Origin of the sequence: Sphingobacterium cavernae (genome assembly GCF_008520265.1) — a bacterium.
GTDB classification, from domain to species: Bacteria; Bacteroidota; Bacteroidia; order Sphingobacteriales; family Sphingobacteriaceae; genus Sphingobacterium; species Sphingobacterium cavernae.
Genome location: NZ_VIQM01000038.1, coordinates 12720 through 38315, shown reverse-complemented (window position 1 = coordinate 38315; position 25596 = coordinate 12720). Strand labels below are relative to the sequence as shown.

Annotated in this window: 24 protein-coding genes, 3 tRNA genes and 1 pseudogene; 13 read left to right on the top strand and 15 right to left on the bottom strand. The window is 34.8% G+C overall.

Annotated features, from left to right (window positions below):
• Position 1 precedes the first annotated feature (1 nt).
• Positions 2–865 (bottom strand): LiaF transmembrane domain-containing protein, encoded by an 864-nt coding sequence (locus tag FLS47_RS07405; protein ID WP_149913734.1) that lies wholly within the window; start codon positions 863–865, stop codon positions 2–4.
• Positions 866–1112: 247 nt separating this feature from the next.
• Between FLS47_RS07405 and FLS47_RS07400 the strand changes: the two genes are divergently transcribed.
• From FLS47_RS07400 to rseP, 5 genes are all read left to right on the top strand, one after another.
• The gene (locus FLS47_RS07400; protein WP_149913733.1) at positions 1113–1451 is read left to right on the top strand and encodes a DUF3276 family protein; all 339 of its coding nucleotides are present in this window, start codon (positions 1113–1115) and stop codon (positions 1449–1451) included.
• Positions 1452–1579: 128 nt separating this feature from the next.
• A complete protein-coding gene (locus FLS47_RS07395; protein WP_149913732.1) occupies positions 1580–3724 on the top strand; it encodes a S9 family peptidase in 2145 nt (714 codons plus the stop codon).
• A gap of 162 nt (positions 3725–3886) precedes the next feature.
• Positions 3887–4678 carry a hypothetical protein gene (locus FLS47_RS07390; protein WP_149913731.1) on the top strand — a complete coding sequence of 264 codons (792 nt, stop codon included), beginning with the start codon at positions 3887–3889 and terminating at the stop codon, positions 4676–4678.
• A gap of 16 nt (positions 4679–4694) precedes the next feature.
• Positions 4695–5864 carry a 1-deoxy-D-xylulose-5-phosphate reductoisomerase gene (locus FLS47_RS07385; RefSeq protein WP_149913730.1) on the top strand — a complete coding sequence of 390 codons (1170 nt, stop codon included), beginning with the start codon at positions 4695–4697 and terminating at the stop codon, positions 5862–5864.
• A gap of 10 nt (positions 5865–5874) precedes the next feature.
• Positions 5875–7179: an RIP metalloprotease RseP gene (gene rseP, locus FLS47_RS07380; protein WP_149913729.1), complete on the top strand. Its 1305-nt coding sequence runs from the start codon at positions 5875–5877 to the stop codon at positions 7177–7179.
• A gap of 55 nt (positions 7180–7234) precedes the next feature.
• Here rseP and FLS47_RS07375 read toward each other — a convergent pair whose 3' ends face one another.
• The 14 genes and pseudogenes from FLS47_RS07375 to FLS47_RS07310 all read right to left on the bottom strand — a co-directional run bounded on the left by FLS47_RS07375 (position 7235) and on the right by FLS47_RS07310 (position 21002).
• A complete protein-coding gene (locus FLS47_RS07375; RefSeq protein WP_149913728.1) occupies positions 7235–7582 on the bottom strand; it encodes a DUF4180 domain-containing protein in 348 nt (115 codons plus the stop codon).
• A gap of 18 nt (positions 7583–7600) precedes the next feature.
• A complete protein-coding gene (locus FLS47_RS07370; protein ID WP_149913727.1) occupies positions 7601–8107 on the bottom strand; it encodes an SRPBCC family protein in 507 nt (168 codons plus the stop codon).
• Between the two features lie 59 nt (positions 8108–8166).
• Positions 8167–8715: a dihydrofolate reductase family protein gene (locus FLS47_RS07365; RefSeq protein WP_149913726.1), complete on the bottom strand. Its 549-nt coding sequence runs from the start codon at positions 8713–8715 to the stop codon at positions 8167–8169.
• A 1-nt stretch (position 8716) separates the two neighbouring features.
• The gene (locus FLS47_RS07360; protein WP_149913725.1) at positions 8717–9070 is read right to left on the bottom strand and encodes an MmcQ/YjbR family DNA-binding protein; all 354 of its coding nucleotides are present in this window, start codon (positions 9068–9070) and stop codon (positions 8717–8719) included.
• Positions 9071–9072: 2 nt separating this feature from the next.
• Complete coding sequence (locus FLS47_RS07355; RefSeq protein WP_149913724.1) at positions 9073–9471, bottom strand: DUF1801 domain-containing protein; 399 nt, start codon at positions 9469–9471, stop codon at positions 9073–9075.
• Between the two features lie 137 nt (positions 9472–9608).
• Positions 9609–10052, bottom strand: a complete 444-nt coding sequence (locus FLS47_RS07350; RefSeq protein ID WP_149913723.1) for a DinB family protein — start codon at positions 10050–10052, stop codon at positions 9609–9611.
• A gap of 164 nt (positions 10053–10216) precedes the next feature.
• On the bottom strand, positions 10217–10681 hold the full coding sequence (locus FLS47_RS07345; RefSeq protein ID WP_149913722.1) for a hypothetical protein: 465 nt from the start codon (positions 10679–10681) through the stop codon (positions 10217–10219).
• A 391-nt stretch (positions 10682–11072) separates the two neighbouring features.
• The gene (locus tag FLS47_RS07340) at positions 11073–11867 is read right to left on the bottom strand and encodes an SDR family oxidoreductase (protein ID WP_149913721.1); all 795 of its coding nucleotides are present in this window, start codon (positions 11865–11867) and stop codon (positions 11073–11075) included.
• Positions 11868–11920: 53 nt separating this feature from the next.
• Positions 11921–12480: pseudogene (locus FLS47_RS07335) on the bottom strand (FMN-binding negative transcriptional regulator).
• Positions 12481–12658: 178 nt separating this feature from the next.
• On the bottom strand, positions 12659–13636 hold the full coding sequence (locus FLS47_RS07330; protein WP_149913720.1) for a GNAT family N-acetyltransferase: 978 nt from the start codon (positions 13634–13636) through the stop codon (positions 12659–12661).
• A gap of 287 nt (positions 13637–13923) precedes the next feature.
• Complete coding sequence (locus tag FLS47_RS07325) at positions 13924–14235, bottom strand: hypothetical protein (RefSeq protein WP_149913719.1); 312 nt, start codon at positions 14233–14235, stop codon at positions 13924–13926.
• 506 nt (positions 14236–14741) lie between these two features.
• Positions 14742–15485, bottom strand: coding sequence for a 3-deoxy-manno-octulosonate cytidylyltransferase (kdsB, locus tag FLS47_RS07320; protein WP_149913718.1), 744 nt, complete (start codon positions 15483–15485; stop codon positions 14742–14744).
• A gap of 94 nt (positions 15486–15579) precedes the next feature.
• Complete coding sequence (locus tag FLS47_RS07315; protein WP_149913717.1) at positions 15580–17769, bottom strand: glutamine synthetase III family protein; 2190 nt, start codon at positions 17767–17769, stop codon at positions 15580–15582.
• Between the two features lie 392 nt (positions 17770–18161).
• Complete coding sequence (locus FLS47_RS07310) at positions 18162–21002, bottom strand: S9 family peptidase (protein ID WP_149913716.1); 2841 nt, start codon at positions 21000–21002, stop codon at positions 18162–18164.
• 119 nt (positions 21003–21121) lie between these two features.
• Here FLS47_RS07310 and FLS47_RS07305 point away from each other — a divergent pair, with 119 nt between their 5' ends.
• The 8 genes from FLS47_RS07305 (at position 21122) to FLS47_RS07275 (ending at position 25539) form a co-directional block, all read left to right on the top strand.
• Complete coding sequence (locus FLS47_RS07305) at positions 21122–21853, top strand: SIMPL domain-containing protein (RefSeq protein ID WP_149913715.1); 732 nt, start codon at positions 21122–21124, stop codon at positions 21851–21853.
• Positions 21854–21983: 130 nt separating this feature from the next.
• Positions 21984–22056: transfer RNA gene (locus tag FLS47_RS07300), tRNA-Thr, on the top strand.
• Between the two features lie 23 nt (positions 22057–22079).
• A tRNA-Tyr gene (locus FLS47_RS07295) sits at positions 22080–22160 on the top strand.
• A gap of 8 nt (positions 22161–22168) precedes the next feature.
• A tRNA-Thr gene (locus FLS47_RS07290) sits at positions 22169–22241 on the top strand.
• 114 nt (positions 22242–22355) lie between these two features.
• Entirely contained in the window at positions 22356–23492 is a 1137-nt protein-coding gene (locus tag FLS47_RS07285; RefSeq protein ID WP_149913742.1) for an SPFH domain-containing protein, read from the top strand.
• Positions 23493–23507: 15 nt separating this feature from the next.
• Positions 23508–24629, top strand: coding sequence for a zinc finger domain-containing protein (locus tag FLS47_RS07280; RefSeq protein ID WP_149913714.1), 1122 nt, complete (start codon positions 23508–23510; stop codon positions 24627–24629).
• 81 nt (positions 24630–24710) lie between these two features.
• Positions 24711–24836 (top strand): hypothetical protein, encoded by a 126-nt coding sequence (locus tag FLS47_RS18770; protein WP_262713861.1) that lies wholly within the window; start codon positions 24711–24713, stop codon positions 24834–24836.
• A 202-nt stretch (positions 24837–25038) separates the two neighbouring features.
• The gene (locus tag FLS47_RS07275; protein ID WP_149913713.1) at positions 25039–25539 is read left to right on the top strand and encodes a hypothetical protein; all 501 of its coding nucleotides are present in this window, start codon (positions 25039–25041) and stop codon (positions 25537–25539) included.
• Positions 25540–25596: the final 57 nt, after the last annotated feature.

Below are 25596 nucleotides of genomic sequence, written 5' to 3'. Positions count from 1 at the left end.
TTTAGCTATTTTTTATAGTTACCGTTCCAAATAACGATGTCCCTGTAAGGAACAATTTTTTAGATTCATCATACGGATGATTGATGATTATTCTACGGTCATCCACATCCCCAAATATGGAAGAGATCGAAGGTGTTACCACCCAATGTGCTGGAACTATTATTTTTGTACTTCCAAATAATTGAAAAGTATCAATTACGACTGGCTGTGATAGATCCGCTTGTAAAAGGTTGATCACGGAAGATCCAAAAATATTTGTAATCGTACCACCTAAGAAATTTTTGGACAATATAATTTTATTTGAATTGCCAAAAATAGCATCCACCTTTAAATAGTTTTCGGCATACTGGAACTGATTATACGCTCCAGAATGTCCTGTATTTTGGTGTGAAGAATTTTGAGTATTTGCTCCAGTATCATCAGTTAAATCTACTACACGACGATCCCAATCATACTCGTCCGTAGGATGTGGAGGAGGTGTGTTCTCAGGTGGAGTAGGAATTGTTGGAGCTTTTCTATTTCTGTTGATGATGTAGATACCAATCACAATAGCGATTGCAGGCAAAAGCACTTGAAAAGGATTGAAGTTATCAAAAATCTTACGCAGTAGAAATATACCTCCGATTGTAAGTAATATAAATGATGATTTTTTTTCAAATTTTGAATTAATACCGATGACAAGTCCGATTATAATCAAAATCATAGGGAAACTAAACAGCCAACTAGGAAATAAAAATCCCAAGTCCAAATTGTTTAGGAGTAGAAACACACCAAAAAGGATAATAATAGCTCCAACTGTAGTGGACGACTTATTATTGCTTGGTGGCAATTGTGGGTTTTGATTTGTATGCGTTGACTTTTCCATTACTCTATATTTAATAGCTCAAAAGTAAATACCCGATTGCACTGGACACACTGTAATTAGGTATTTGTAGTAGCTTACTCGGTAAAGTATCTGATTTTATCGGTAAAAATACATTCTAAAAAATGATTTCAAATCTTTATTAACAAAAAATAATTATTTTTTGCAAAAAATTTGGTTCTTTAATAAGATATATTATATATTTATGACATTAAAATATAAGATTTAAACTTAAATACTTACTAGACTAATGGGAGATTTTGAAAACAAAGAACGTGAAGAAGTATTTTCAAAAAAGGTGAGAGCTGGAAAACGTACTTATTTTTTTGATGTAAAAGCAACACGATCGAATGATTATTACGTGACTATTACAGAGAGTAAAAAACGTTTTGAAGATGGTCAGTTTATCAAACATAAAATTTTCTTATACAAAGAGGATTTTGAAAAGTTCGCAGAGGGATTAACAGAGGTGGTGGAATACATAAAATCTAACCAAGATGTCGTAGAGAAAAGATACGAACCTAGTCAAGAAGAATCTGCTTATGAAAATAGTGGTGAGTATGTAGCGAAGGATAATTTTTCTTTCTAATTACTAAACCCTAACAAGATATTTGAGCCACTCTAGCAAAGTGGCTTTTTTAATTTTAAAGTTGTTACAATAAATATATCGTTTGTTGTAAGGGAATCGATTATTTTCGTGGTTTTATAAAAATGAATATGACAAAACATTGGACTAATTTTGCAGTTATCGGGCTTTTGTTTGTTGGCTCGCAGTCTGTAGCGCAACAAAAATTAACCTTTGACGAAGCTTGGGGAAGAGTAAGTACTGTTACAAAACCAATTAATGGATTCACGGGGTGGGCTGATAATGACCACTATTTGGAACTTAATCGTGAAGATAATCGTACGTATAAAGTAAATGTGTCGACTGGACATCGTGAAATCTATGTTCCAGCAGAAATCAAAAGCACAAAAGTAGTAACCAAGAATAATGATATTTATATTGAGTTTGCTAATGGACAGGAGAAAAAGTTAACTAATTCACCAGACATTCCTGAACAAAATCCTACATTATCTCCCGATGGTAAGTATGTAGCGTTTACAAGAGAAAGCAATTTGTACAGTGTTACCGTTGATAATGGAGCAGAAACGCAATACACAACAGATGGTACCGATGTTATTTACAACGGTTGGTCTTCTTGGGTGTATTATGAAGAAATTTTAGGACGTGCTACCAATTATAAGGCATTTTGGTGGTCACCGGATAGCAAGCAAATTGCATTTATGCGATTCGACGACACTAAAGTTCCGATGTTTCCAATTTACGGATCAAAAGGTCAAAATGGTTACTTGGAACAAACGCGTTATCCTAAAGCAGGGCAAAGCAATCCAGAAGTAAAAGTTGGTTTTGTAAAAGTTGAGGAGAAAAATGCGCAATGGGCAGATTTCAATGAGAAAGATGACCAATACTTTGGAGAACCATATTGGAGTTACGACAGCAAATCTATTATGGTGCAATGGATGAACCGTGATCAGACGAACTTGAAATTTTACAGTGTAAACCCTTTATCCGGAACTAAGAAAGAAATATACAATGAGGAGCAACCGACTTGGATTAATCTAGATCACGATGAGCGCATTACATATTTGGCAGATAATAAGCATTATATTTTGAAGTCAGATAAGACAGGTTGGGCGCATTATTATTTGTATACATTGGATGGAAAATTGGTTAATGCGATTACATCTGGCGATTGGCAAGTTTCCAAGTTGCAGCACATAGATGAGAAATCTAAAGTTATATATTTCACCGCTCGTAAAGAAAATTCTGCGACTTCGGATCTATACCGCGTTGATTATTCGGGTAAAAATTTAAAACGCCTAACTTTTGGAAATTATACACATCAAGTTTCCGTATCGCCAAATGGAAAATATTTTTTGACAACTTACTCCAATGTAAGTACACCCGCAAAAGTTTCTTTGGTAGATAATAAGGGGAAAGTGTTGAAAGAATTAGCAGATGCTAAATCTCCTAATTTTGAAAAGTACAAAATTGGAAAAACAGAATATTTAACGGTAAAGTCGGAAGACGGAAAGTTTGATTTGCCCGTAATCATTACCTATCCTGTAGATTTCGATGAGTCCAAGCAATATCCTGTGGTCATGAATATATATGGTGGTCCTGATGCAGGTTCTGTAAGAAATACATGGAAAAACACATCCACAAGTCCATATGGTGGTATGTCGCAACATTGGGCTAATGAAGGTATTATTCAAATTGAATGTGATCACAGAGCTTCAGGACATTATGGAAAGCAAGGGGTCGCATGGATGCACCGTAACTTAGGCAACTGGGAATTGGTGGATTATATCACGATTGCAAAATGGTTGAAAGCAAAACCTTTTGTGAAAAAAGATAAATTATTGATTACTGGTCACAGTTATGGAGGTTATATGACTTGTTTAGCGTTGACCAAAGGTTCGGAATATTTTGATTATGGTATTGCTGGAGCTCCTGTTACGAGCTGGGAATTGTATGATACGCATTATACGGAGCGTTGGATGGATACACCTCAAGATAATCCTGAAGGGTATAAAAATGGCTCCATCTTAACGTATGTAGATAAATACAAAGGTGGTCTGCGTATCTTGCACGGCGATATGGATGATAACGTTCATATGCAGAATACTATACAATTAGTGGATGCCTTGACAGATCGTGATGTTCCATTTGAATTTATGATTTATCCTGGAAGTAGACACGGTTGGAATCGTTCGAAAACTAAATATGATTTTAAAGAACGAGTACGTTTTTACTATCAAAATTTATTAGAAAGACCTGTTCCAGCGGATTTTAAATAAATTATAAATACCGAAAAGCTTCGTGAAAACGAAGCTTTTTTTGTGCTATAGAGTAACATGTTAGTAAGTAGTCATTACGTTGATAAAAAAAGAATGAAACCCCAAAGATTTTCATTGATGTAGTGCGAAAAATATATCATCTTTGCAATATTATTAATCAACATGTTAGAATTTTTAAAAGAAAGTACTTTTCGTGCTAATGATGTGTTTCTCCAAGCATTAGGTATTTTAAGGAAACACTATATATCGGTTGCGGGGTTGTGTTTTTTGTTGTTTGTCACTAACAATTTATCTACATATTTAGCAATTTATCTGAGTGATCTCACAAGTAGTGGTATTCGATTCGTATTGTTGTTAATTTTTGTGATTTTGTTTTTTGGTTTGCAGTTAGTGCTAATTAAGCGCGCCATACTTTTGGCTAAAGATGTCAAAAAAGCCGAATTAATGAGTTATGTACCTTCCACTAAACAATTTATACATTTTATTTTAGGTTTGTTGTCGTATTCTCTTATCACGGGGTTAGCATATTTAGTTTGTGCGATACTTTGTATGCCGTTATTATATATGGGTGTTGAGATGGATAGGATTGCATATGAAATTAACCCATTGATTACAGGTGTAATTATGATGTTCGTACTCATCCGTATATCATTTTTTCCTTTTTTTATCTTGGAAAATAATTTCGGATTTATAAGATCTATTAAGTTAAGTATTGCTTTTACTCGCGGAAATACAACCAATTTACTTATCTTGATGGCATTATTGGCGTCTACATATATGGGACAACTGTTTTTCGAATATATGGATTACACTATATTCGCCAAAATCATGAGTGCAATTAATACATTCGTAATCATTCCTTCAGTGAGTTTGGTTCTTGCGGTTGCTTATGTAGGCATGATTAAGGAGTACAAAGGAAGTGATGATCCAGAGTTACTGAAAAACATTATTTAGGAATATAAGGGAAGTTTTGGAGAAAAAGAATATAGCCATATTAGGTTCTACAGGAAGTATCGGTACGCAGGCTTTGGATGTTGCACGTGAATTTCCAGATAAATTTGAAATATCAGTTCTCACAGCCAGCAATAATGCAGATGACCTAATTAAACAAGCTTTAGAGTTTAGTCCCAAGATTGTGGTTATGGTGTCTGAATTTGCGTATGCAAAAGTCAAAGACGTTTTAGCTGGCACAGGTATAAAGGTGCTTTACGGAGAAGAGGGTTTGGTAGAAGCTGTTCAGTTGGATGAAATCGATGTAGTACTTAACGCAATTGTCGGTTCCGCTGGATTGAGACCTACGGTCAAAGCAATTCAATGTGGTAAAGACATTGCGCTAGCGAATAAAGAAACTTTGGTCGTAAGCGGAGAGTTGATCATGGGGCTAGTAAAGCAACATAATGTAAAAATGTTGCCTGTAGATTCCGAGCACTCTGCTATCTTTCAATGTTTGGTGGGCGAACCAAGTCCAATAGAGAAAATATATTTGACAGCGTCTGGAGGACCATTCAGAGGTAGGACAAGAGAACAGTTGGCCTCTGTTGGTAAAGCACAAGCTTTGAAACATCCGAATTGGTCAATGGGTGCCAAAATTACGATAGATTCTGCTTCTTTGATGAACAAAGGTCTTGAGGTGATTGAAGCAAAGTGGTTATTTGATTTGAATATAGATCAAATTGATGTCATTGTGCACCCGCAATCTATTATACATTCGATCGTACAATTTGAAGATGGTTCGATGAAGGCGCAGATGGGGTTGCCAGATATGAAGTTGCCAATTCAATATGCATTGACTTATCCGCAACGATATAAAAATTCATTCAAAAGATTTGATTTCATGGATTATGGCAATTTAACTTTTGAAAAGCCAGATTTAGCAACATTCAGAAATCTTCAATTGGCTTATGATGCGTTAGCGGAGGGTGGAAATCGTTGCTGCGTATTGAATGCTGCGAACGAAATTGCTGTTGCAGCTTTCTTGGAAGATAAAGTGTCATTCCTAGGGATGTCGGATATACTTGAGGAGACATTATGTCATATAAAAAATACGAATAACTTAAGTTTGGATGATTATATTGCGTTCGACACGGAAAGCAGAATCGTGGCACGAGATTTAATCAATAAAGTAAAATATAAAAATTAGAAAGAGTTAAATGGGAACATTGGTAATGGTAGGTCAGGTTATTCTGGCTTTATCTATTTTAATTATACTACACGAATTAGGACACTTCTTAGCCGCAAGAGCTTTTGGAATCAAGGTTGAGAAGTTTTATTTATTTTTTGATGCTTGGGGCGTAAAGTTATTCAAATTCAAATATAAAGATTGTGAATACGGTATCGGATGGTTGCCGCTTGGTGGTTATGTAAAAATCGCTGGTATGGTAGACGAATCTATGGATACGGAACAGCTTAAAGAAGAACCAAAACCTTGGGAATTCCGTTCAAAACCAGCTTGGCAACGTCTTATCGTGATGCTTGGTGGTATTATTGTCAATGTCATTGTCGGTATTTTGGTTTTCTGGATGCTTGTGTTCAAATACGGGGATTCAGATTTTGATAATACAAAACTTTGGGGTGTAAAGCCTGGAATCATCGGGGAGAAGATTGGTCTTGTAGAAGGCGATAAAATCTTAGCCGTAAATGGTAATCCTGCAAATCTTTTCATGAAAGATTTGATGACTTCAGAAGTATTGATGGGTGATGCGGTATTGAAAGTAGAGCGTCAAGGTCAAACCCTTGATATTACACTTCCTGCCACGATGTTGAATGATGTGGCTGATCACAAGAAAAATGAATTTGTAACGCCAATATTTAAGATGTTGCCTGTGGATACAGTGGTGAAGGATACCCGTGCGGATAAAATGGGGCTTAAAAAAGGTGATCAAATTATTGCTATCAATGGAGTACAAGTTGATCGATTGGATGCATTCCAAGATGAGGTAGCAAAAAATAAAGGAAAAGAAATTCAATTGAATGTCTTGCGTGGTACTGATTCTGTGCAATTGGTAGCAGCGGCAGACACGTCGAGTAAATTAGGATTTTCTAACTTACCTGTGGTGATGCGCAGCTATTCTTTTGGTGAGTCTTTACCGATAGGTGTTAATAAAGCCTTCTCTGTAATTACAGACAATATAAAAGGTTTTGGAAAGATATTCAAAGGAGAGGTGAGAGCAGATAAAGCACTTTCTGGTCCTGTGGGAATTGCAAAGATGTTTGGTGATGAAGTGGATTGGTCGCGTTTCTGGAATTTGGTGGGTATGTTGTCTATGGCATTAGCATTTATGAACTTATTGCCTATTCCAGCGTTGGATGGTGGCCATGTCGTATTCTTGTTGATTGAAATGATTCAAGGAAAACCATTAAGTGATAAGTTCTTAGAAACTGCACAAATGATCGGTTTCTTTATACTAATCGCATTGATGTTATTTACCTTCGGAAATGATATTATAAAGTGGTAGAACGTATAAATATATAATAGAGAGCCGAAACATCAACTGTTTCGGCTTTCTTGTTTTAGGAGCTTAAATTATCTAAGGTCTTTACGAAATTGACTTGCTTGCTCATATTACTCTCGTAAATAAAGTCATTTAAGCTTTTACTTTGGTATTTTCCAAAATCACCAATAATAACTAATGCCAATTGGTATTGGGTAAATTTTTGTAAGACTTCTCCAGCCAATTTAGTTTTTAAGTCAAAGAATTTAGGCGTTATGTTTTTCTCATGGAGAATCAATGTATCAAACCTTTGATAATACACATTGCCAATTAAATCCAGAGCGTCCTCCAAATTGTGTATTATTACTTCATCAGCTATAATTTCCGCTACTTCATTATTGTTGATTATTCGTTTTTTAATTTCCATTAAAGAGTGATTGAAATATTAAGTTGAAGTTTTCTGTTCTAACAAATTGTCAAGTTGTACTAAACAAATTGTTATTCCTTCTTGGAAACCCATTTGCAAAAATACATCTAAATCTTCTGCCGTATCATATGTAAGCTTGCAATCTACAAGCGTATGCTCATCCACTGGAGTGAATGTAACTTCCCAAGTGCTTTGAGGTAAATCAGGATTCATAATTCCCTCTTCATTACAAAATCCACCTTTTTGAATAAATGAATTTGGTACATAAATGCTGATAAATTGTGATAGACTCCAATGTTTTTCGCCTTCTGGACCTACCATCGCATAATGCCATATTCCATTAGGAATGAAATCCAAAGTCTTTGTTTCTACATGCCAAGGTTGAGGTCCCCACCATTTATCCAGCCATTCTTGTGTAGTCCAAGCTTCCCAAACTAGTTTTTGATCTGCTGCATATTCCTTTTTTATTTCGATGATATTGCTTTCTCTATCAATAGAAAAGTCAAAAACTAAATTCTTTTTCATAATACTCTGATATTGTTCTGTTATTTGAACAAATGGAAATAAGGCTTGTTTTTGATAATTTAATAAATCGGACGTAACGATAGGATAATATGTCCACCAGGCAGCGTTTTGATTAATTTTTGTTTGAAAACAATCTGACCTTCCAGACCTTCAAATAATAACCGTCTTGTAGGAGTGACCATTGGATGAATACAAAGTTGTATTTCGTCTAACAGTTTCAGTGCTAACAACTGTATCATCAAACTTCGACTACCGATATATACTAATGAATCTTTTTCTTCTTTTAGGTTTTTTACGGTTTCTAAGAGTGTGTTACTGGCCAATTCTGCTGTAGACCAATCGGTGGTATGTAAAGTGTTTGAAAATACAATTTTTCGGATAGCATGTATAGTTTTTGCAAATGCGTAACTTTCGAAATCGGAGTTTTTATTCTTTAATGCATCTTTCCAATACAACATAAGTTCATAGGTTTTGCGACCATACAATATTGTAGTTCCTTTTTTCAGCAGGTCGGTATAGTGCGCATGAACATGTGCATCAGGTAACGATTGGTTGTGATCGAAATTACCATCTATCGTCATGTTTATTGCGCAAATAATATTTCCCATATCACGTGATATTTTCTTGATCAAGATATGTATTGGCAAGTTTTGCTGGAGCGACTTGACAATATGCACTTCGTACAATATCTGTAATTATCTCTTCATTAATTGTATTGAGTTCTACTATTGTCCAGCCTTGTTTTCCCCAAGCATTTGGAACTGCGTAAATTGTGTTTTTATCAATTAATCCATATAAATCTTGATCAGAGAGAGAAAGTTTGACCGAAACTTGGTTGTTTTTAGGATTATACGTTGCAAAGATCTTCTTTTTAACACGAAATGATAGCTTATCGAAATGTGTATCTTCAATTGCTTCAGGATACGCTAATGCAATTTTTCGAAATGTTTCCAAATTGACCATAATTATTTCAGTCTAAGAAGTTGACCCTTACGCTTAATTATATTTTTATAATCCCATTGAATATTTTCAGCTTTAATTAGCCATCGCATTAAATCATCTTGATAAATTTCGTCTTCAGAATTATAAAATATTGAAGCATCTTTAAATTTTTCACCTATGATCGATAGCTTTTCTTCTTCAAAATCAGCTCCACTCCAAAACATCAGACGTACACCTTTTTTTTGTTTGCTATATCCTACAATGGGATTTCCGTCTATAAACCATACGGGGTGTCCATGCCATATTTTATTTTCAGTATAATTAAGGTTTTCATTAATAGTGTTACAAAGTAATTCACAGATTCGACGATCATTAGGTAATAAAGATTGATGATAAGCTGTTAGGTCAATATATTTATTCATAAATAAAGATTTTCGGTTACATAACTGCGTTGCAGTTGGTGTAACGAAAGCTAATTTACAGGATTTAAGTGGGTTAAGAATTGTCTTATGCAAAGAATTAATTTATATAGCATTAACCTAAAGGCGAATCAGATTTTTTATAACCTTTTATACATTATATAATCTGTTAGTAGGGGAGTAATCCCAGAATTACGACATTCAGTTGCAATCTGAGCTCTGTGGTAGGTGGAATGATTTATAATATGGAAAAGAATATCATCTAATTTGTTCTCAAAAACTACTCCTGTGGAAGTTTTATAGGTAACAATTCGATTCAAATCCTCAGAAGATAAAATATGCAGTGTGTCCGTAAAATTTGAATTGTTTAATGCTGCAACAGTATTCCAATCATTTAATTGCCATACGCCAAATTCATTACGTTGAATAATTCTCGAATTCCATATTTGATGAGCATTGATGATGTGTGAGAGCAACAAGAATGTCTTTTCTGAGACATGAGCATAATGTGAACCTATTAACTTTATAAGTTCCATATTCATTTTTTGGTTGTATTCGAATAATTCAGCGAACTTCTCCTTCATGTTTATAGTGTTGGTATATAAATTTAGATAAATTCAGTTATTCTTGGAGTAGGTTTAATGAGATGGTTTAAATTATTGATAAAAAAAGTGAGCCTTAGTATACATTCATAAGGCTCATTTTCTAATGTGGATGTAAGGGTATTACAATCGTATTCTCAGTCTTTTTAAGAAACTGTAATTTCATATTGACGACCTTCTAAAGCCGCTTTAGAATCCATTTGTCTTCCAATTAATGCGCCAATACCGAGTCCAATTGGCAATCCAATACCTAAGAATGCCATATTTTTTGTAATCAAACCTATTATTACACCTAATGAAATCCCGAATGCACTCATTCCTATCGCAAGCCATCGCTTGCTGTAATATCCTACAGGAACGACTTTAACATCTTGTTCTATGATATCAATAATTTCGTTTTCAGTAAGGGTGATTAAACGATAAAGTGCACCATTAATTTTAGTTGATGAATTAAGCGCATTGATTTTATCATTTATTTTATTCGTAGCAGCTTCAGATAGCGGTTTAATCTGCGCTATTTTAAGTATGCTCTGTAATCGGTTGTATGCTTGAGTTAATTTGTCATCAGGCATACTGTCCGTTTGTTTGGGTTGTAATTGGAATAAATTCATATTAACTGCGTTGTTAAAGGTTAAAAAAAGTAGATGTTGTAATAATTTGCAATTGCAAAATTTACTATATATAAATATATGAAATAAAGTCTATTAACTGGGTGTGTAATACCTAATTATAGGTATTTTACAATAAATTTATATATACCTACAATATTTTAACGTTAAAATACCTTAAGTTGCTACAATATTTTGTATTAATATTTACTACTAATTTTAATGACGTAAATACTTTTTTATTGAAATATATCAGGTTTATCAAATCTCTTAATTTAACTCACCCAAATCCTTTCTTTATTATTTATTTTTTTGTTTTCAAAAAGGAAAATCTTTGTCGTATTCGGTGATTATATTTGATGATTAATGATTTGATTGAATGAAATAAATTTTTTTATTTAATCTTCCACATAATTTTCATTACACGTTCAAATAGTTGTGTTCCAAAAATACGTTTAAAAGTTACAGCGGAAGTTTGAGAAAATTTTCCAACAGTATAACGTGCTTTTAACTTGTTTTTTGAAAGTAGAGAAGTAATTAAATTGGCAATTCTTACAGGATCTGCGCCATTATTTTCCTCTGTAGCGTAAATATCTAAAATTCTTTCAAATTGAAATTTATAGGCTGAGTCAATTTGAGGAGTTATTTTTCTATTGTAGGTAATATTTGTGCGAAAATCACCTGGATTGATATTACAAACTTGAATATTGAAAGGTGATAATTCTAAACGCAGTGCGTCGGTAAAACCTTCTAAAGCATATTTACTAGCGGAATAGTGTGCTTGAAAAGGCATACCAATTTGTCCAGCTAGCGAACATATATTAATAATTTTTCCCTTATTATTCGCTCTGAAATGTGGAAGTAATTTTTGCGTGAGACGTACAACACCAAAATAGTTGGTGTCTACTTGCAGCTTTGCTTCGTCAATAGTTATGTTCTCCATAGGTCCAGAAATGACATATCCCGCATTGTTGATTAGCACATCCACTTGGTGAAATCGCTGAAAAATTTGTTCAATAAATTTCTCTACCGAAGAATTATCCGTTACATCGAGTTTTAGTAATTCAAAATTATCAAAACGCCCTTCTTTGTAACGACTCGTGCCTAGCACCTGATGACCAACCTTTGCGAGGTGATTAGCAACAGCTTTACCTATTCCGGATGAAGCACCGGTAATGACGATATTCATAGTTGTGGGCGATTGATTTACTTAAATTTAACCAAAGAATTTTATATATCAGATTAAAGTTTGCTAGCTTTTAAAATATATTCCGCTAAATCTTTTTCAGTTTGTATTTCGCTGTTTTCTAAATGCTGAACTATCCTGTCAATTTCCTTTTGAGATTTATTTTGACTTAGTTTTTGTTGTCCTTGCACATCTGTAGCTTCTAATTCAAATGCTACAATACCTTTTAGCATGCCTTGAATATATTTCTCTGAAATACTTTTCCATTGTTTGTAATAATCATTTTCGTAAAAATGGATCATGTCTTCCAAAGCTTGCATTTTTTCAGCTGTAGTATGAAGAATCTTAGCTTTTCCGTAGACATGTACTGAAATATAATCCCAAGTAGGAACACTTTCCAATTTGTCGTAATGTGATGGCGAAATATAGGCATGAGGTTCAGAAAAAATAACTAACGAAATAGTATCTTCTATATAATTCACCTGTTCATTTGCTATAGCAAAATGTGCAGAAAGAATTAGTTTATCCTCTCTTTGTTTAATAAGAAATGGCAATTGTGTAGCAATCGGGATATATTCTTAGTAGTAATGATAGTAGCAAAGCTAAATCTTTGCATGAAGTCGAGTAACTCTGTCTTATCTGTTAGCTGAAATTTGGAAGGAACGTACATTTGCTTTTGGAATATGTGATTTGCGGGTTAATTTATTCTTAATCTAATCATTTTGTTATTTTCTAAATGAATGTCAAGAGATTGAATTTTTCGTGAATCTGATTTTATACTGAATTTTCAATTATTAATTAAACCATTTTGATTTATCTAAGTTGAACCAATAGGTTTCCTCGTTGTCAAAATCAAATGATTCTTGATAAATAAATCCAAGTTTATACAAGACATTTTTAGAGCTTTCATTTTGTGGGTGAACAATAGAATATATCTTATCCACGTCCAAATTCTTAAAACCATAATCCAATACTGCTCTTGCAGTTTCAGTCGCAATACCCTTTCCCCAATATTTCCTAATTATCCTATAACCCAAATCATAATAATTTTGATGTTTATTCACCATTTCGGTTACTAATTTCAAGCCTGTCCATCCTACAAAATTGTTTGTGTTTTTTTCAATTATTGCCCAACGTCCAATACCATTAACCAGATATTGATTTCTGATGAACTGTATTACTTCTGCAATCTGTTCTTTATTTTTCACAGGATCGTTTCCTAAATACCGATGCACATCTGCATCACTATCCAATTCAAAAAGACCATCTGAATCACTAGATATTATTTCGCGTAGTATGAATCGTGAAGTTTCAGCAAACACTTTCACCGGACTTTTTATTTTTACAGCTTTTAAAACTTCATTATCAATTCGCAGATTATATAAAACTTCAAAGCCTTTGTTTTGATAAAATGCGAGTGGGGATTTATATACTTCTCCATTTGCTTTAAGATCGTTATCATGATCGATTACCCAACCATAAAATTCTCCTAATTTAAATTTGAGCTTTTCTATTAATAAAGTGCCTAATCCTTTGCCTTTATGCTCATCCTTAACGATAATTGAAAATCGTGTTTCGTTTTCTTTGTCGAAAGCAACAGCCCATGCTAAAATTTGTTTATTTTCTTCAATAAGATAATGATTATAGTTTTGCACATCAATCAATAGCAATTCAAATCTATTTTGAAGATTAATCGGATACTCTGCATTCCAAAGTTTTACGATTTGATCAAATTGTGTTTGACTCAATGTCTTTGTTATTTGTATTTCCATAATAAGAAATTTTTAAATCAATTTGATTTCTATTTTTGAAGACAGCAGGATGTTATAATTTTAATAAATATCTGAAATTCAATAGTAATATTATAATAATAATAGCCCAAAGTATTGCCGTAATAGAATGTCTACTTTTGTGGACAAGCCTGACAAATTATCAATTAGCCAATCATAATAATAGAATAAACCTCGCTTAAATCGGCTTAAACGAGGTCGAATATTTTTAATTTTTAACTTTTTGAATGAGTTGTGCAACAGTTACCGATGTTAGCTGCTACCAAATCTCACATCGAGTATAGTGTCTTTAAAAATGTTCCGTATCCTCCAATATCAATCAACTCGTCTTTGTCTGAGTTTATTGCAAGTCCAAACATCTTAGTTTCTTCGTCAAAATATATTTTGTAGCCGCTTTTATGTTCATTTTCCTCAAGAACAGTCCACAAGTCATACATGTCTGTCGAATCATTTGCATTTTTATATTTCTGTTTTTGGGGCTCGATTAAACATTTTGTCAAGTCCAGTCCAAATACATTTTTAATGTCAGGCTCAGCCGTTAATTCATTACTTATTATTCGTTTAATTTCCTCAGCTGTCATTTCCTAATTTTTAAATGCTTGACGAGAATGTTTTCAACTTCTTCAGCGGATAAATTATCAAAGTCTCCTCCAGGTATGTATGGAAAGTCATCAGTTGTCGGAGGATATTATAATGAAACAAAAACTTATTGTAAGTTCTTCCATTGTCAGTGATATAAACTGTATATTCTTTTGTTTTATTAGCAAGTCCAATTGCTGTATTGTCAACATCTCAATAGTCTGTAACGACAATGTCGCTTAATGCATATTTCTTTAAAAGATGCTCGGTCAATTGCTTTATTTGTTGGGTCTTTTGTTCCACGTTTCTAAATTCGTATTTTGGAATGTCGTCTCTGTTGGTTGCAGCTAACATCATGATACACGCAATTTAAGTTAATTTCTTATAAGTGTAATTGTTTTAGTGTTAACTTGATTATCAGGTTTAATTTTTTTTAATGTTATTGCGCATTTCAGATAAAGAGACGTAAATTGGGGATTATTTTTTTTTTGAAATGCGCAATAGTATTTTATAGATTAAAGTACTTATTTAACACATATCTAAGATCTTCCGGAGTGTCTATCGCATCATTTGAATGGCTAGAAATAGCGGTTTGAATTTTGTAACCATTGTCTATCCATCGCAATTGCTCGAGCGCTTCCATAGTTTCCAGATCAGAAAGGGGTAGAGCTGTCAATTGTTGTAAGATATCAGTACGGTAGCCGTAGATGCCGATATGGTTGTAATACGGTCTTTGTACGAGCCATTCATTGGATTTTATACCCCGCAAAAATGGAACTGCCTGTCTCGAGAAATAAATGGCTTCACCTTTACGGTTTAACACTACTTTGGGTTTGTTTTCGTTGAAAAGTTCATCTTCTGTTTCTACCCGACGAATCAACGTTGCAATTTCGGTATCTAATTTTTCAAAACATGAAGCTAACAAATCAATCTGTTGTGGATCAATAAAAGGTTCGTCACCTTGAATATTGATGGCGACATCAAAACCAACCAAACTTGCTGCTACTTCTGCACAACGGTCTGTGCCTGATTGGTGTTCGTTGCTTGTCATCATCACATTGCCTGCAAAACTTTTGACATGGTCATATATACGTTGATCATCCGTAGCGACGATGACTTCGGATAGGGAAGTAGCGTGTTTGGCTTGTTGATAGACGCGCTGAATCATAGATTGTCCTGCAATATCAATAAGAGGTTTGCCCGGAAAGCGACTCGAGTCATAGCGAGCAGGAATAATACCGATTATTTTCATACTCGAATTTAAGCTATTAAAATTGAAAACAAAAAAAGTAGCCACCAAATATGGTGGCTACTTACCTTGAATTTATATGAAGGTTGATTAGCTACTAGTGGATAAATAACAACTCACGTAATTTTGGTAAAGGCCATTTCGCATCGTCAACAATTTTCTCCAATTTGTTAACGTGGTAACGGATTTCATCAAAGTAAGGTTTTACAGCCTCATCGTAAGCGATTGATCTTTCGCGGATATCTTCGATATTGTTAGCTTTTTTACGCTCTTGACGCATAGCCTCAGATTTCTCTAAGATCGTGTTGGTATGTTTCGAGATACGCTCTACTAAGTTCAATTGTGAAGAATATGCTTCTTTGTTTAAACCTAAATCTTGAAGACCTTTAACGTTTTGGATCAACTCATTTTGGTAAGTGAAACAAGCAGGAGCGATTTGGCTATTTACAACCTCACCGATTACACGTGCCTCGATTTGTAATTTCTTGTAGAAGTTTTCTAACAAGATCTCGTGACGCGCTTCTGATTCACGTTTTGAGTAGATACCTAATCTTTCGAATAATTCTAAAGATTCTTCTTTTACGTATACGTCTAATGCTTTAGGTGTAGATTTGATGTTAGACAAGCCTCTAGCTTCTGCTTCAGCAGCCCACTCATCGCTATAACCATTTCCTTCGAAACGAATAGCTTTAGAATCTTTGATGTATTTGCGGATAACGTTTAAGATAGCAAGATCTTTTTTCGTTCCCTTTTTGATTTGTTTATCAACTTCAGCTTTAAATTCGATCAATTGAGCTGCTACGATAGCGTTCAAAACCGTCATTGGCAATGCCGAGTTCGCTGATGAACCTACTGCACGGAATTCGAATTTGTTACCTGTGAAGGCGAATGGTGAAGTACGGTTACGGTCAGTAGTATCCAATCTCAATTCAGGAATTTTAGGAATACCATGCCACAAGTTTGTTTCTGCTTTTACTTTTTTCGCTACACGTGCTGATTCTACTTCTTCTAAGATTTCATCTAATTGAGAACCTAAGAAAATTGAGATGATCGCTGGAGGAGCCTCATTAGCACCTAGACGGTGGTCATTCGAGTGACTAGCAATAGATGCGCGTAATAAGTCTGCATACTCATAAACAGCTTTGATCGTATTTACGAAGAATGTCAAGAACATCAAGTTGTTTTTAGGCGTTTTGCCTGGCGACAACAAGTTTACACCTGTATTTGTGATTAATGACCAGTTGTTGTGTTTACCCGAACCATTAACACCAGAATATGGTTTCTCGTGTAATAATACTTTGAAGTTGTGACGGATAGCAACTTGCTCCATTACATTCATCAACAATTGGTTGTGATCGATAGCCAAGTTGATTTCTTCGTACATCGGTGCACACTCAAATTGAGAAGGAGCAACCTCGTTGTGACGAGTTTTTAATGGAATACCTAATTTCAAAGATTCATTTTCCAAGTCTACCATGAATGCCAATACGCGCTCAGGAATAGCTCCGAAGTAATGATCTTCTAATTGTTGTCCTTTAGCAGACATATGGCCAAATAATGTACGGCCAGTCAATTGTAAGTCAGGACGTGCATTGTATAGCGCTAAGTCTACTAAGAAATATTCTTGTTCGATACCTAAAGATGCGTTTACTTTAGATACTTGTTTGTCAAAATATTGTGCTACATCAGTCGCTGCTTTATCGATCGCTGCAACAGCTTTCAATAATGGCGCTTTGTAATCTAATGATTCACCTGTGTAAGAAACAAATACTGTAGGAATACATAATGTCTTGCCAGCAGGAGTCTCGTAAATAAATGCTGGAGATGAAGGATCCCAAGCTGTATAACCGCGCGCTTCGAAAGTATTACGGATACCACCATTAGGGAATGAAGAAGCATCTGGTTCTTGTTGAACTAATGCATCACCAGTGAATTTTTCGATAGCATCACCATTGTCATCAGGTTCGAAGAAAGCATCATGTTTCTCAGCAGTTGTACCAGTCAATGGTTGGAACCAGTGTGTATAGTGAGAGGCGCCATTCTCGATAGACCAAGTCTTCATAGCTTGTGAAATCACATCAGCTAATTCGCGAGAGATTTGAGTCCCATCTTCAATTGCTTTGCTAAGTTCTTTGAAAGTTGATTTAGGTAAGTAAGCTTGCATTTTTGAGTTTGTGAAAACATTTTTTCCATAAATGTTTATCGCTCTTTTCGTACTTACTTTTTCTTCTGGTAAAGCTGTTCTTGAGGCTGCAGCGTTTACGGATTCGAATCTGAAGTTTGACATCTTATGTTTGTTTGGTTGTATTTTGTTGTCTATTTGATTAATGATGACCAAAAATACATTATGATTTTAGATTTTTATAATTTTTTTTGAAAAAAATGAAAAAAAGTAGAAATAATATGAATTTTATGGATTTTACATCAATAAAAGTGCTAATTTTTATTAAAAAATAGTTTTTTAGTATCGATTTTTGGTTAAAATTGCTTTTTTGAGCGCTCACTTACTAAAAATGGCTATTTAAAAATTTTAATATGTGCGCATACTACACATAGAGTCACAGGTTTGATTAAATCTATTCCATGCATTAAATGTAATTTAAAAAGATTTGAAAACAAAATGAGGGTTCAGACTTGTATCTGAACCCTCATTTTGTTTAATTAATATTGATCTATCTTTTAATCGCTTTCGCGTAAACCCCAATCTATACCTTTATCAATCGCTTTTACGCCGCGCTTAATCCAATCGGCTGCAGGTTTTCCTTTTAAGAAGTGGTCAAAGAATTGTGATTGACGAATTTGAATATCTTTACGGTTTTGGCGTTGCATCAAATTATGTTCGTCTCCATTGTAATTCAATAACCAGACAGGCTTTTGCAGACGACGAAGTGCCGTAAACATTTCTATACCTTGGTACCAAGGCACAGCCCCATCATTGTCATTGTGCATAATAGCGACTGGAGTAGTTACTTTATCCAAAAAGAATAATGGAGAGTTTTCAATGTACAAATCGCGGTTTTCCCACAATGTAGCCCCTAGACGGCTCTGCGTCTTTTCGTACTGAAATTGTCTTGACATACCCGTTTGCCAACGGATACCACCATACGCAGAAGTCATATTAACTACAGGCGCACCAGACCATGCTGCAGCATACATATTGGTACGTGTAATCAAATGCGCTACTTGATAACCACCCCAACTTTGTCCTTGAATCGCCATTTTTGTTTCGTCTACCCACGGATTTTGCGCTAAAAATTTCATGCCTGAGTTTACATATTCTTCTGCGTCTTTGCCTGGTTGTCCAGTTTTGTAGCGGATATCCGGAGAGAACACCAAATAACCATTACTTACAAAATACGAAATCATCAAACGCGACGGCGTAGGAGCAGGTTCGTGGTAACTATACAATCCTTCTGTATGAGTCTCGTAGAAATAGGAGATGATTGGGTATTTTTTACTTTGATCAAAATCCTCTGGCTTATATAATATTCCCTCAGCAGCATAGCCATTTGGTGTCGTCCATTTTACAAGCTCAGCAGTCCCCCAATTGTAGTTCTTTTGTTGCGGATTGATATCTGTAAGCTTCGAAAGGTTTACAAAATCTTTTGTTAAGTACAAATCTGGATATTCAACATAGTTTTCGCGTGATAATGCGAAAATTGTGTTGTCTTCATTTGAAATTAATCTTTTGTAAACGTTTTTGGATTGAATTATCTCTTTTAATCCATTTTTCTTACCTAAATCTAATTTGAAAAATCCATTTTCTTTTGTTTTCTCATGAAATGAAGTGAGCAAAAGTGATTTTTTGGGATTAATAATGTTTGATGCTTGACGCGGATCGCTGTTTCTAAAAATTTGAGCTCGCAGTACAATGTTGTTTTGACGTCCATAATTGTTTGTCACATTCACTTTGTTTTTTCCATCAAAACTAAAATACCAAATGTCGTATCGATCATTGATATAAATACCTTTGCCATCTTCAGACCAACCTGCATAACCGTACGAACTCGGCGAGGCGGGTACATCATTAAGTTCATCCGCAAAAGAAACAGAAAGATTTTGTGTTAAAAGTATTTCCTGTTCTTTAGCGATCTCATATACAGACCATACTGACTTATCCGTATTATAAAATACAATATGTGTAGCATTCGGAGACAAATATGCTTGACCTATGTGACTCTTTTTGATTAATATTTTATTACCTGTAATAGTTGATACCAAATAAATGTCTTGTGGATTGCCAAGAGACCATTGCGATGCAATTTTGTTTTCTTTGGTTACTTGGGAGCTAAGTGCCCATTCTTCATTTCCTGTAGCTGTGGTGAATAATCTACCAAAATTTTCATCACTCAAAGGAATTAAGCGTTGAGTGTTAAAATGGTATACAGCCTCAAAACTTTTAGCTCGTTCGCGTCCAACATTTACTAGTTGTTGTGTCATCAATGATTCATCCTGCCAGTGCCAAATATCCACTTTCGCGTTTTCAAATTCAAGGAGTGTAGTGTCTTTTACCTTCGGGATAGGAGCTAAACCCAACATCAATTTCTTGCCATCAGCACTGAAATTTAAATTGCCATCACCCGAAACATACCAATTCATCGGAACACCTGCTGATTGTTTATCTAATAACACTGTCGCTGTATCTGTCTGCCAATTATAATGGTAAACTTTAAAATCTTTAATTTGCGCTTTCTCCGGGGATTTATCGGCTAAGAACACTAATCTTTGCGACAAATCATCAAAACTGATGTTTTTATAATTTCCTTTGCCATTGCTTATTTTCTTTTCGGATTTTTTAGCCAAATCATAAATATATAAGCCTGCAATGCCAGTCGTATCTTTGTCTGCACCTTTTTTGTTATAGACTAAATACTTTTCATTGTCATCAAAATAGTAACTGTCAGCTTTCCAAATTTGAACAGTGTCCTTGCTTTGTAAGTTGTAAAGTACCAAAACCGTTTCTTTTTTACTGGGAGCTTTTTTAGAAGCAACAGATTTTGTTGTGCTCGAATCCGAAATAAGGTCTTTTTTTATCGTATCTTGTTTAGTAGGAATTTCAATTTCCTGTTGATAAGCTATGTATGAAGTAAGTAATCTAGGTGATTTCCAATTTTTAATGGCGCCAAGATTTACAGCTTCTTTGGTAGAAATATTGAAGACCGATAAAGAGTCTTTTGGCATTTCATCAAGCTTCTTATTCTTAATTTTAGCTTCGCGCGTTTCTTTGAATAATGGTTTGATGTTGCTTATGAAAAATTTCTCGTTTTCGGTTATTTTGGATGAAGTTCCTCTTTGGAGCCTAAAAATTAGATTATTCTGTTGATCTTTTAATTCTGTGACGGCATCGCCTTCTTGTGGTGAAATCGTATAGTAGATAAATTTCCCTGACTTGGAGAAATTTTGTGCAGATATGTTTTTCCACGAATCAAATACAGTGTGATCAATAGGTGGCTTTTGCTGTGCAATTCCTTGGAGTGAGAATCCAACCAAAAGTGCCGTATATAGTGCTTTATTTTTCATTAGGATAATACCATATTATTTGTAACAATAAAAGTAGACATTCTACAATTATCTTTTTGCAACAATTTTGGCACGTTAATTACAATGTATACGTTATATCATAAATTGAAAATATAATTATGAAATCTACAACCGTAATCGTAAGTATCATAGCTGCTGTTGCAGTGATAGCGGCAGCTTTTATTTTGGGGAATGCCTACAAATATAAATTCAAGGTAAACAATTCCATCAATGTAACCGGCAATGCCAAAAAGGATTTTGAGTCTGATATTGTGAAGTGGTCGGCTTCTTATAGCCGCAAGTCAATGAATCTGAGTGAAGCTTCAGAACAATTGCGTCAAGACCGAGATTTGGTCAAAAATTTTTTAGTGCAAAAAGGCATAAAAGAAAGTGAAATTCTATTTGATGCGGTGAATATTATACGTGATTTTAGTTACCATACTGATGAACGCGGAAATAGTTTTAATACATTTACAGGTTACAGTTTGAACCAGACTGTAAGTGTAGAATCTCGAGATTTGGACAAAGTAGATAATGCATCACGCGAAATTTCAGGACTAATTTCTCAAGGCGTGGAGCTCGCATCTAATGCTCCAAATTACTATTATTCCAAATTGGAGGATTTGAAATTGGCATTGATTGCTGAAGCTTCACAAAATGCAAAATCTAGAGCAGAGAATATCGCGAAAGAGTCGGGAAGTAGTCTAGGATCATTGTTGAAAGCGGATCTAGGTGTTTTTCAAATTACAGGTCAAAATAACAACGAAGACTTTTCTTACGGCGGTGTATTTAATACGACTTCTCGCGCAAAGACTGCCAATATCACTGTAAAAGTGAGTTTTGGTCAATAATATCTTAAATTATTATAAAAAAATTGATTTGATATTCAGTTTATTACTGTTTAGCTGAAGATTTAAGGTTCTAAATGTTTGGAATATTGATTTCAAGTTTAGATATTTGCAGCACGTTCTTAAACAGTACGCCTCCTTAGCTCAGCTGGTAGAGCAACTGACTTGTAATCAGTAGGTCATTGGTTCGATTCCGATAGGAGGCTCAAATGTGAGAATTCACAGGTCTGGAGGGGTTCCAGAGCGGTCAAATGGGACGGACTGTAAATCCGTTGCTTCGGCTTCGAAGGTTCGAATCCTTCTCCCTCCACTCCAAAAGCCTCTTTAGCTCAGCTGGTAGAGCAACTGACTTGTAATCAGTAGGTCATTGGTTCGATTCCGATAAGAGGCTCTAAATAAAAAGCTCAACTTCAATTTGAAGTTGAGCTTTTTTTGTTTATCACTAATCTATTATGTTAATCATTTTCTTATATTTAAGTTGTTATAAACTTAAATGAAAAAAGAAATGAGCTTATTTAACAAATTACGCAATGAGTTTATTGATATAATTGAATGGGTTGACAATACCCAAGATACTATCGTTTGGAAATTCCCGAGATATCAAAATGAAATAAAAATGGGTGCACAGCTGACTGTACGTGAAGGTCAAGCTGCTGTATTTATGAATGAAGGCGTAATCGCTGATGTATTTACTGCGGGTAGATACGAACTCAATACGCAAAATATGCCTATTATGACCACCTTAAGAGGATGGAAATATGGTTTTAATAGTCCTTTTAAAGCTGATGTATTCTTCGTGAGTTTACGTCAGTTTACAAATCAAAAATGGGGAACGAAAAACCCAATTATGTTGCGAGATGCAGAGTTTGGACCAGTTCGTTTACGTGCATTTGGAAATTATGCATTTAGTGTAAAAGATCCAGCAATATTTCTAAAAGAAATAGCTGCTACAAATCCGGATTTCTCCGTAGATCATATCAATGAACAATTGCGTAATCTGGCTGTTGCACGCGGTATGGATGCTATTGCAGAATCGAAAATTCCAGTTTTGGATTTAGCTTCCAACTACGACGAAGTTTCTAAAGTTATTCAGGATAAGATTAGTCCAGAGTTTAATGAAATTGGCTTAAACCTAAACAAATTTTTGATTGAGAATATTTCCTTACCAGAAGAAGTTGAGAAAATTTTGGATAAGCGAAGTAGCATGGGCATAGTTGGTGATATGGGGGCTTTTGCTCAATTCCAAGCAGCAAACTCTATGGAGAAAGCTGCCGAAAATCCAAATGGCGGTGGCATCATGGGCGCTGGAATGGGAGCAGGGCTTGGTATGGGCATGATGGGACAAATGGGCAATGTTTTTCAAGAACGTAAATTTGAAGGAAATACCTCCCCTCAGCAGTCTGGAGCAGCTGTACCTCCACCTCTTCCAGAGCAACAGCAAAAAAGTATTTTCTATGTGTCTCAGGGTCAGCAACAAGGTCCAGTGTCATCAAGTGAAGTACAAAGGTTAGTTACTTCTGGCGCAATTCAAAAAGAGACTTTGGTTTGGTATGCTGGCTTAGCGGCTTGGGAAAAAGCTGGAGAAAATGCAGAACTAGCTTCTTTATTCCAAAATACACCACCTCCAATACCAGGAGCTTAATACGTTTGGAATTTTATGTCTTTCGAAGATAAAACAACAGAAGTAAAGAAAAATTTACGATGTGCGGGCTGTGCTGCACCATTACATTATTTGCCAGGCACATCTTTTTTGTTGTGTACATATTGTGGTCAAAAAAATGAGATCCCAAAATATGATGCAGCACAACTTACCGTGGATTTGACACCTATACCGATTGATGATTATTCAGCAAGTATTGCGGATAAGCAAGATGAGGTATTACATCAAGAAGCCGAAGTTGCGAGTTGTAGCAATTGTGGTGCTAATACAACGCTGGATGCGCACATTGTCTCGACAAACTGTCCATTTTGTGCCTCTCCGTTGGTAATTGATCACCATACCGAACGTGTCATTCGACCAAATGCAGTATTGCCCTTTGGAATTGATTACAAATTGGCTTTAACTAATCTCAAAAACTGGGGAAAGACACTTTGGTTTGCACCCAATGATTTGAAGTATGTTTTGGACGCACATTCTGTCAATGGCTTGAAAGGAGTGTATATACCGTATTGGAGTTATAATGCGTATGTAGCGTCGGATTATGAAGGGGAGCGAGGGGATTATTACTATGTAAATAGAACAGTTCGTGATGGAAATGGAAAATCGCGTACCGTTCAAGATCGAAAGACGAGATGGAGTTATGCATCCGGTACAGTGTCGGGGCAATTGAATGATATTCTTATTTGCGCCTCGACTTCTCTTACACAAGCAAATTCGGATAAAGTCAATTCATGGAATTTAGAGAAGCTTGTTCCCTTTGATGAACAATATTTAAGTGGTTTTCTTGCGCAAACATTCCAAAAAGACCATTACTATGGTTTTGAACGAGCGCAAGAGGTAATTGATAGTGAAGTACAATTTTGGATTCGTCGTGATATAGGAGGTGACGAACAGCGTATTGGAGATTACGAGACAGAAATTAGTGATGTAACTTTGCGTTATATCTTGTTGCCTTTGTATATGTCTTCTTATCAATATAAAAACAAAACTTATAGTGTGTTGATTAATGCTTTTTCGGGTAGAGTATATGGCGATCGCCCGTATAGTTTTTGGAAAATATTTTTTTTAGTACTTAGTATATTAGCCATTTTGGTTATTTATTTTGTTGCAACAGGCTAGAAATAGCTGCTTGTGTCAGTAAAACATGTTTGGCTCGGTTATTGTTGTTTATACAACAAATGATTAAAAGAAAGGTAAAATATGATAAGAAAACAAAAAGAAAAAAAATCTTTATTGACAAGAAGCCCGTATATGTACTATGTGACTAACTGGGGATTCGTAGAACAACCAACCAAAACAGAACAAACAAAAAGTCAGAAACGTTAACAAGAAGTTAACTTTCTGATGAAAGTTAAAAATTAAAATGATGTGCTTTTCGAGATGAAAGCATTTTTTGTTTATAGACCATCCCAAAATTTCCCTTTTTTCTTCTTAACAATTTTTAACTAAACTCAAATTAAACAATTTGATTGTTTTCGCATCTATTGTAGTATAAAGTTTATAATTGAAAAGAAGGGAGAACAATAAAATGAAAAAGTTTTTATCATTAGCAATAGTATTATCAGGTATTAGTTTTGGAGCTCTAGCTCAAGAGGGTATAAAGAAACCTAATTCTGATAAAAAATCTTATGTACGTAAGGAATATGTACGCAAAGATATGGTTAAATTAAGCCCAGAACAAATTGCTGAAAAGCGTACAGAAAAGCTTGAAAAGGAACTTAGTTTGACATCAAAGCAACGTAATGATATTTACAAGTTGCAATTGGATCAGGCAAATAAATTTAAAAAACAGCACGAAATAAGACAAAAAGAGCGCGAACAAGCTCGTAAAGAACGTTTAGCTCAACGTGAAAAATTTGAAAAAATCTTGACGCCTGAGCAAAAGGAAATTTGGAAAGAGAAGTTTGCAAAACGTGGAGATCACTCTTTCAAAAGAGGTGAGGATCGTAAGAAAAATTTTGAGCGTCGTGGCGATTCAAAACGTAGAATAGAAGGTAAAAAAGTAGAACGTGATCGTAGAGTAGGTTAATATAGTTTATTAGTTGGTTAGTTAAAAAGCCTTAATCGTGAGATTAAGGCTTTTCTG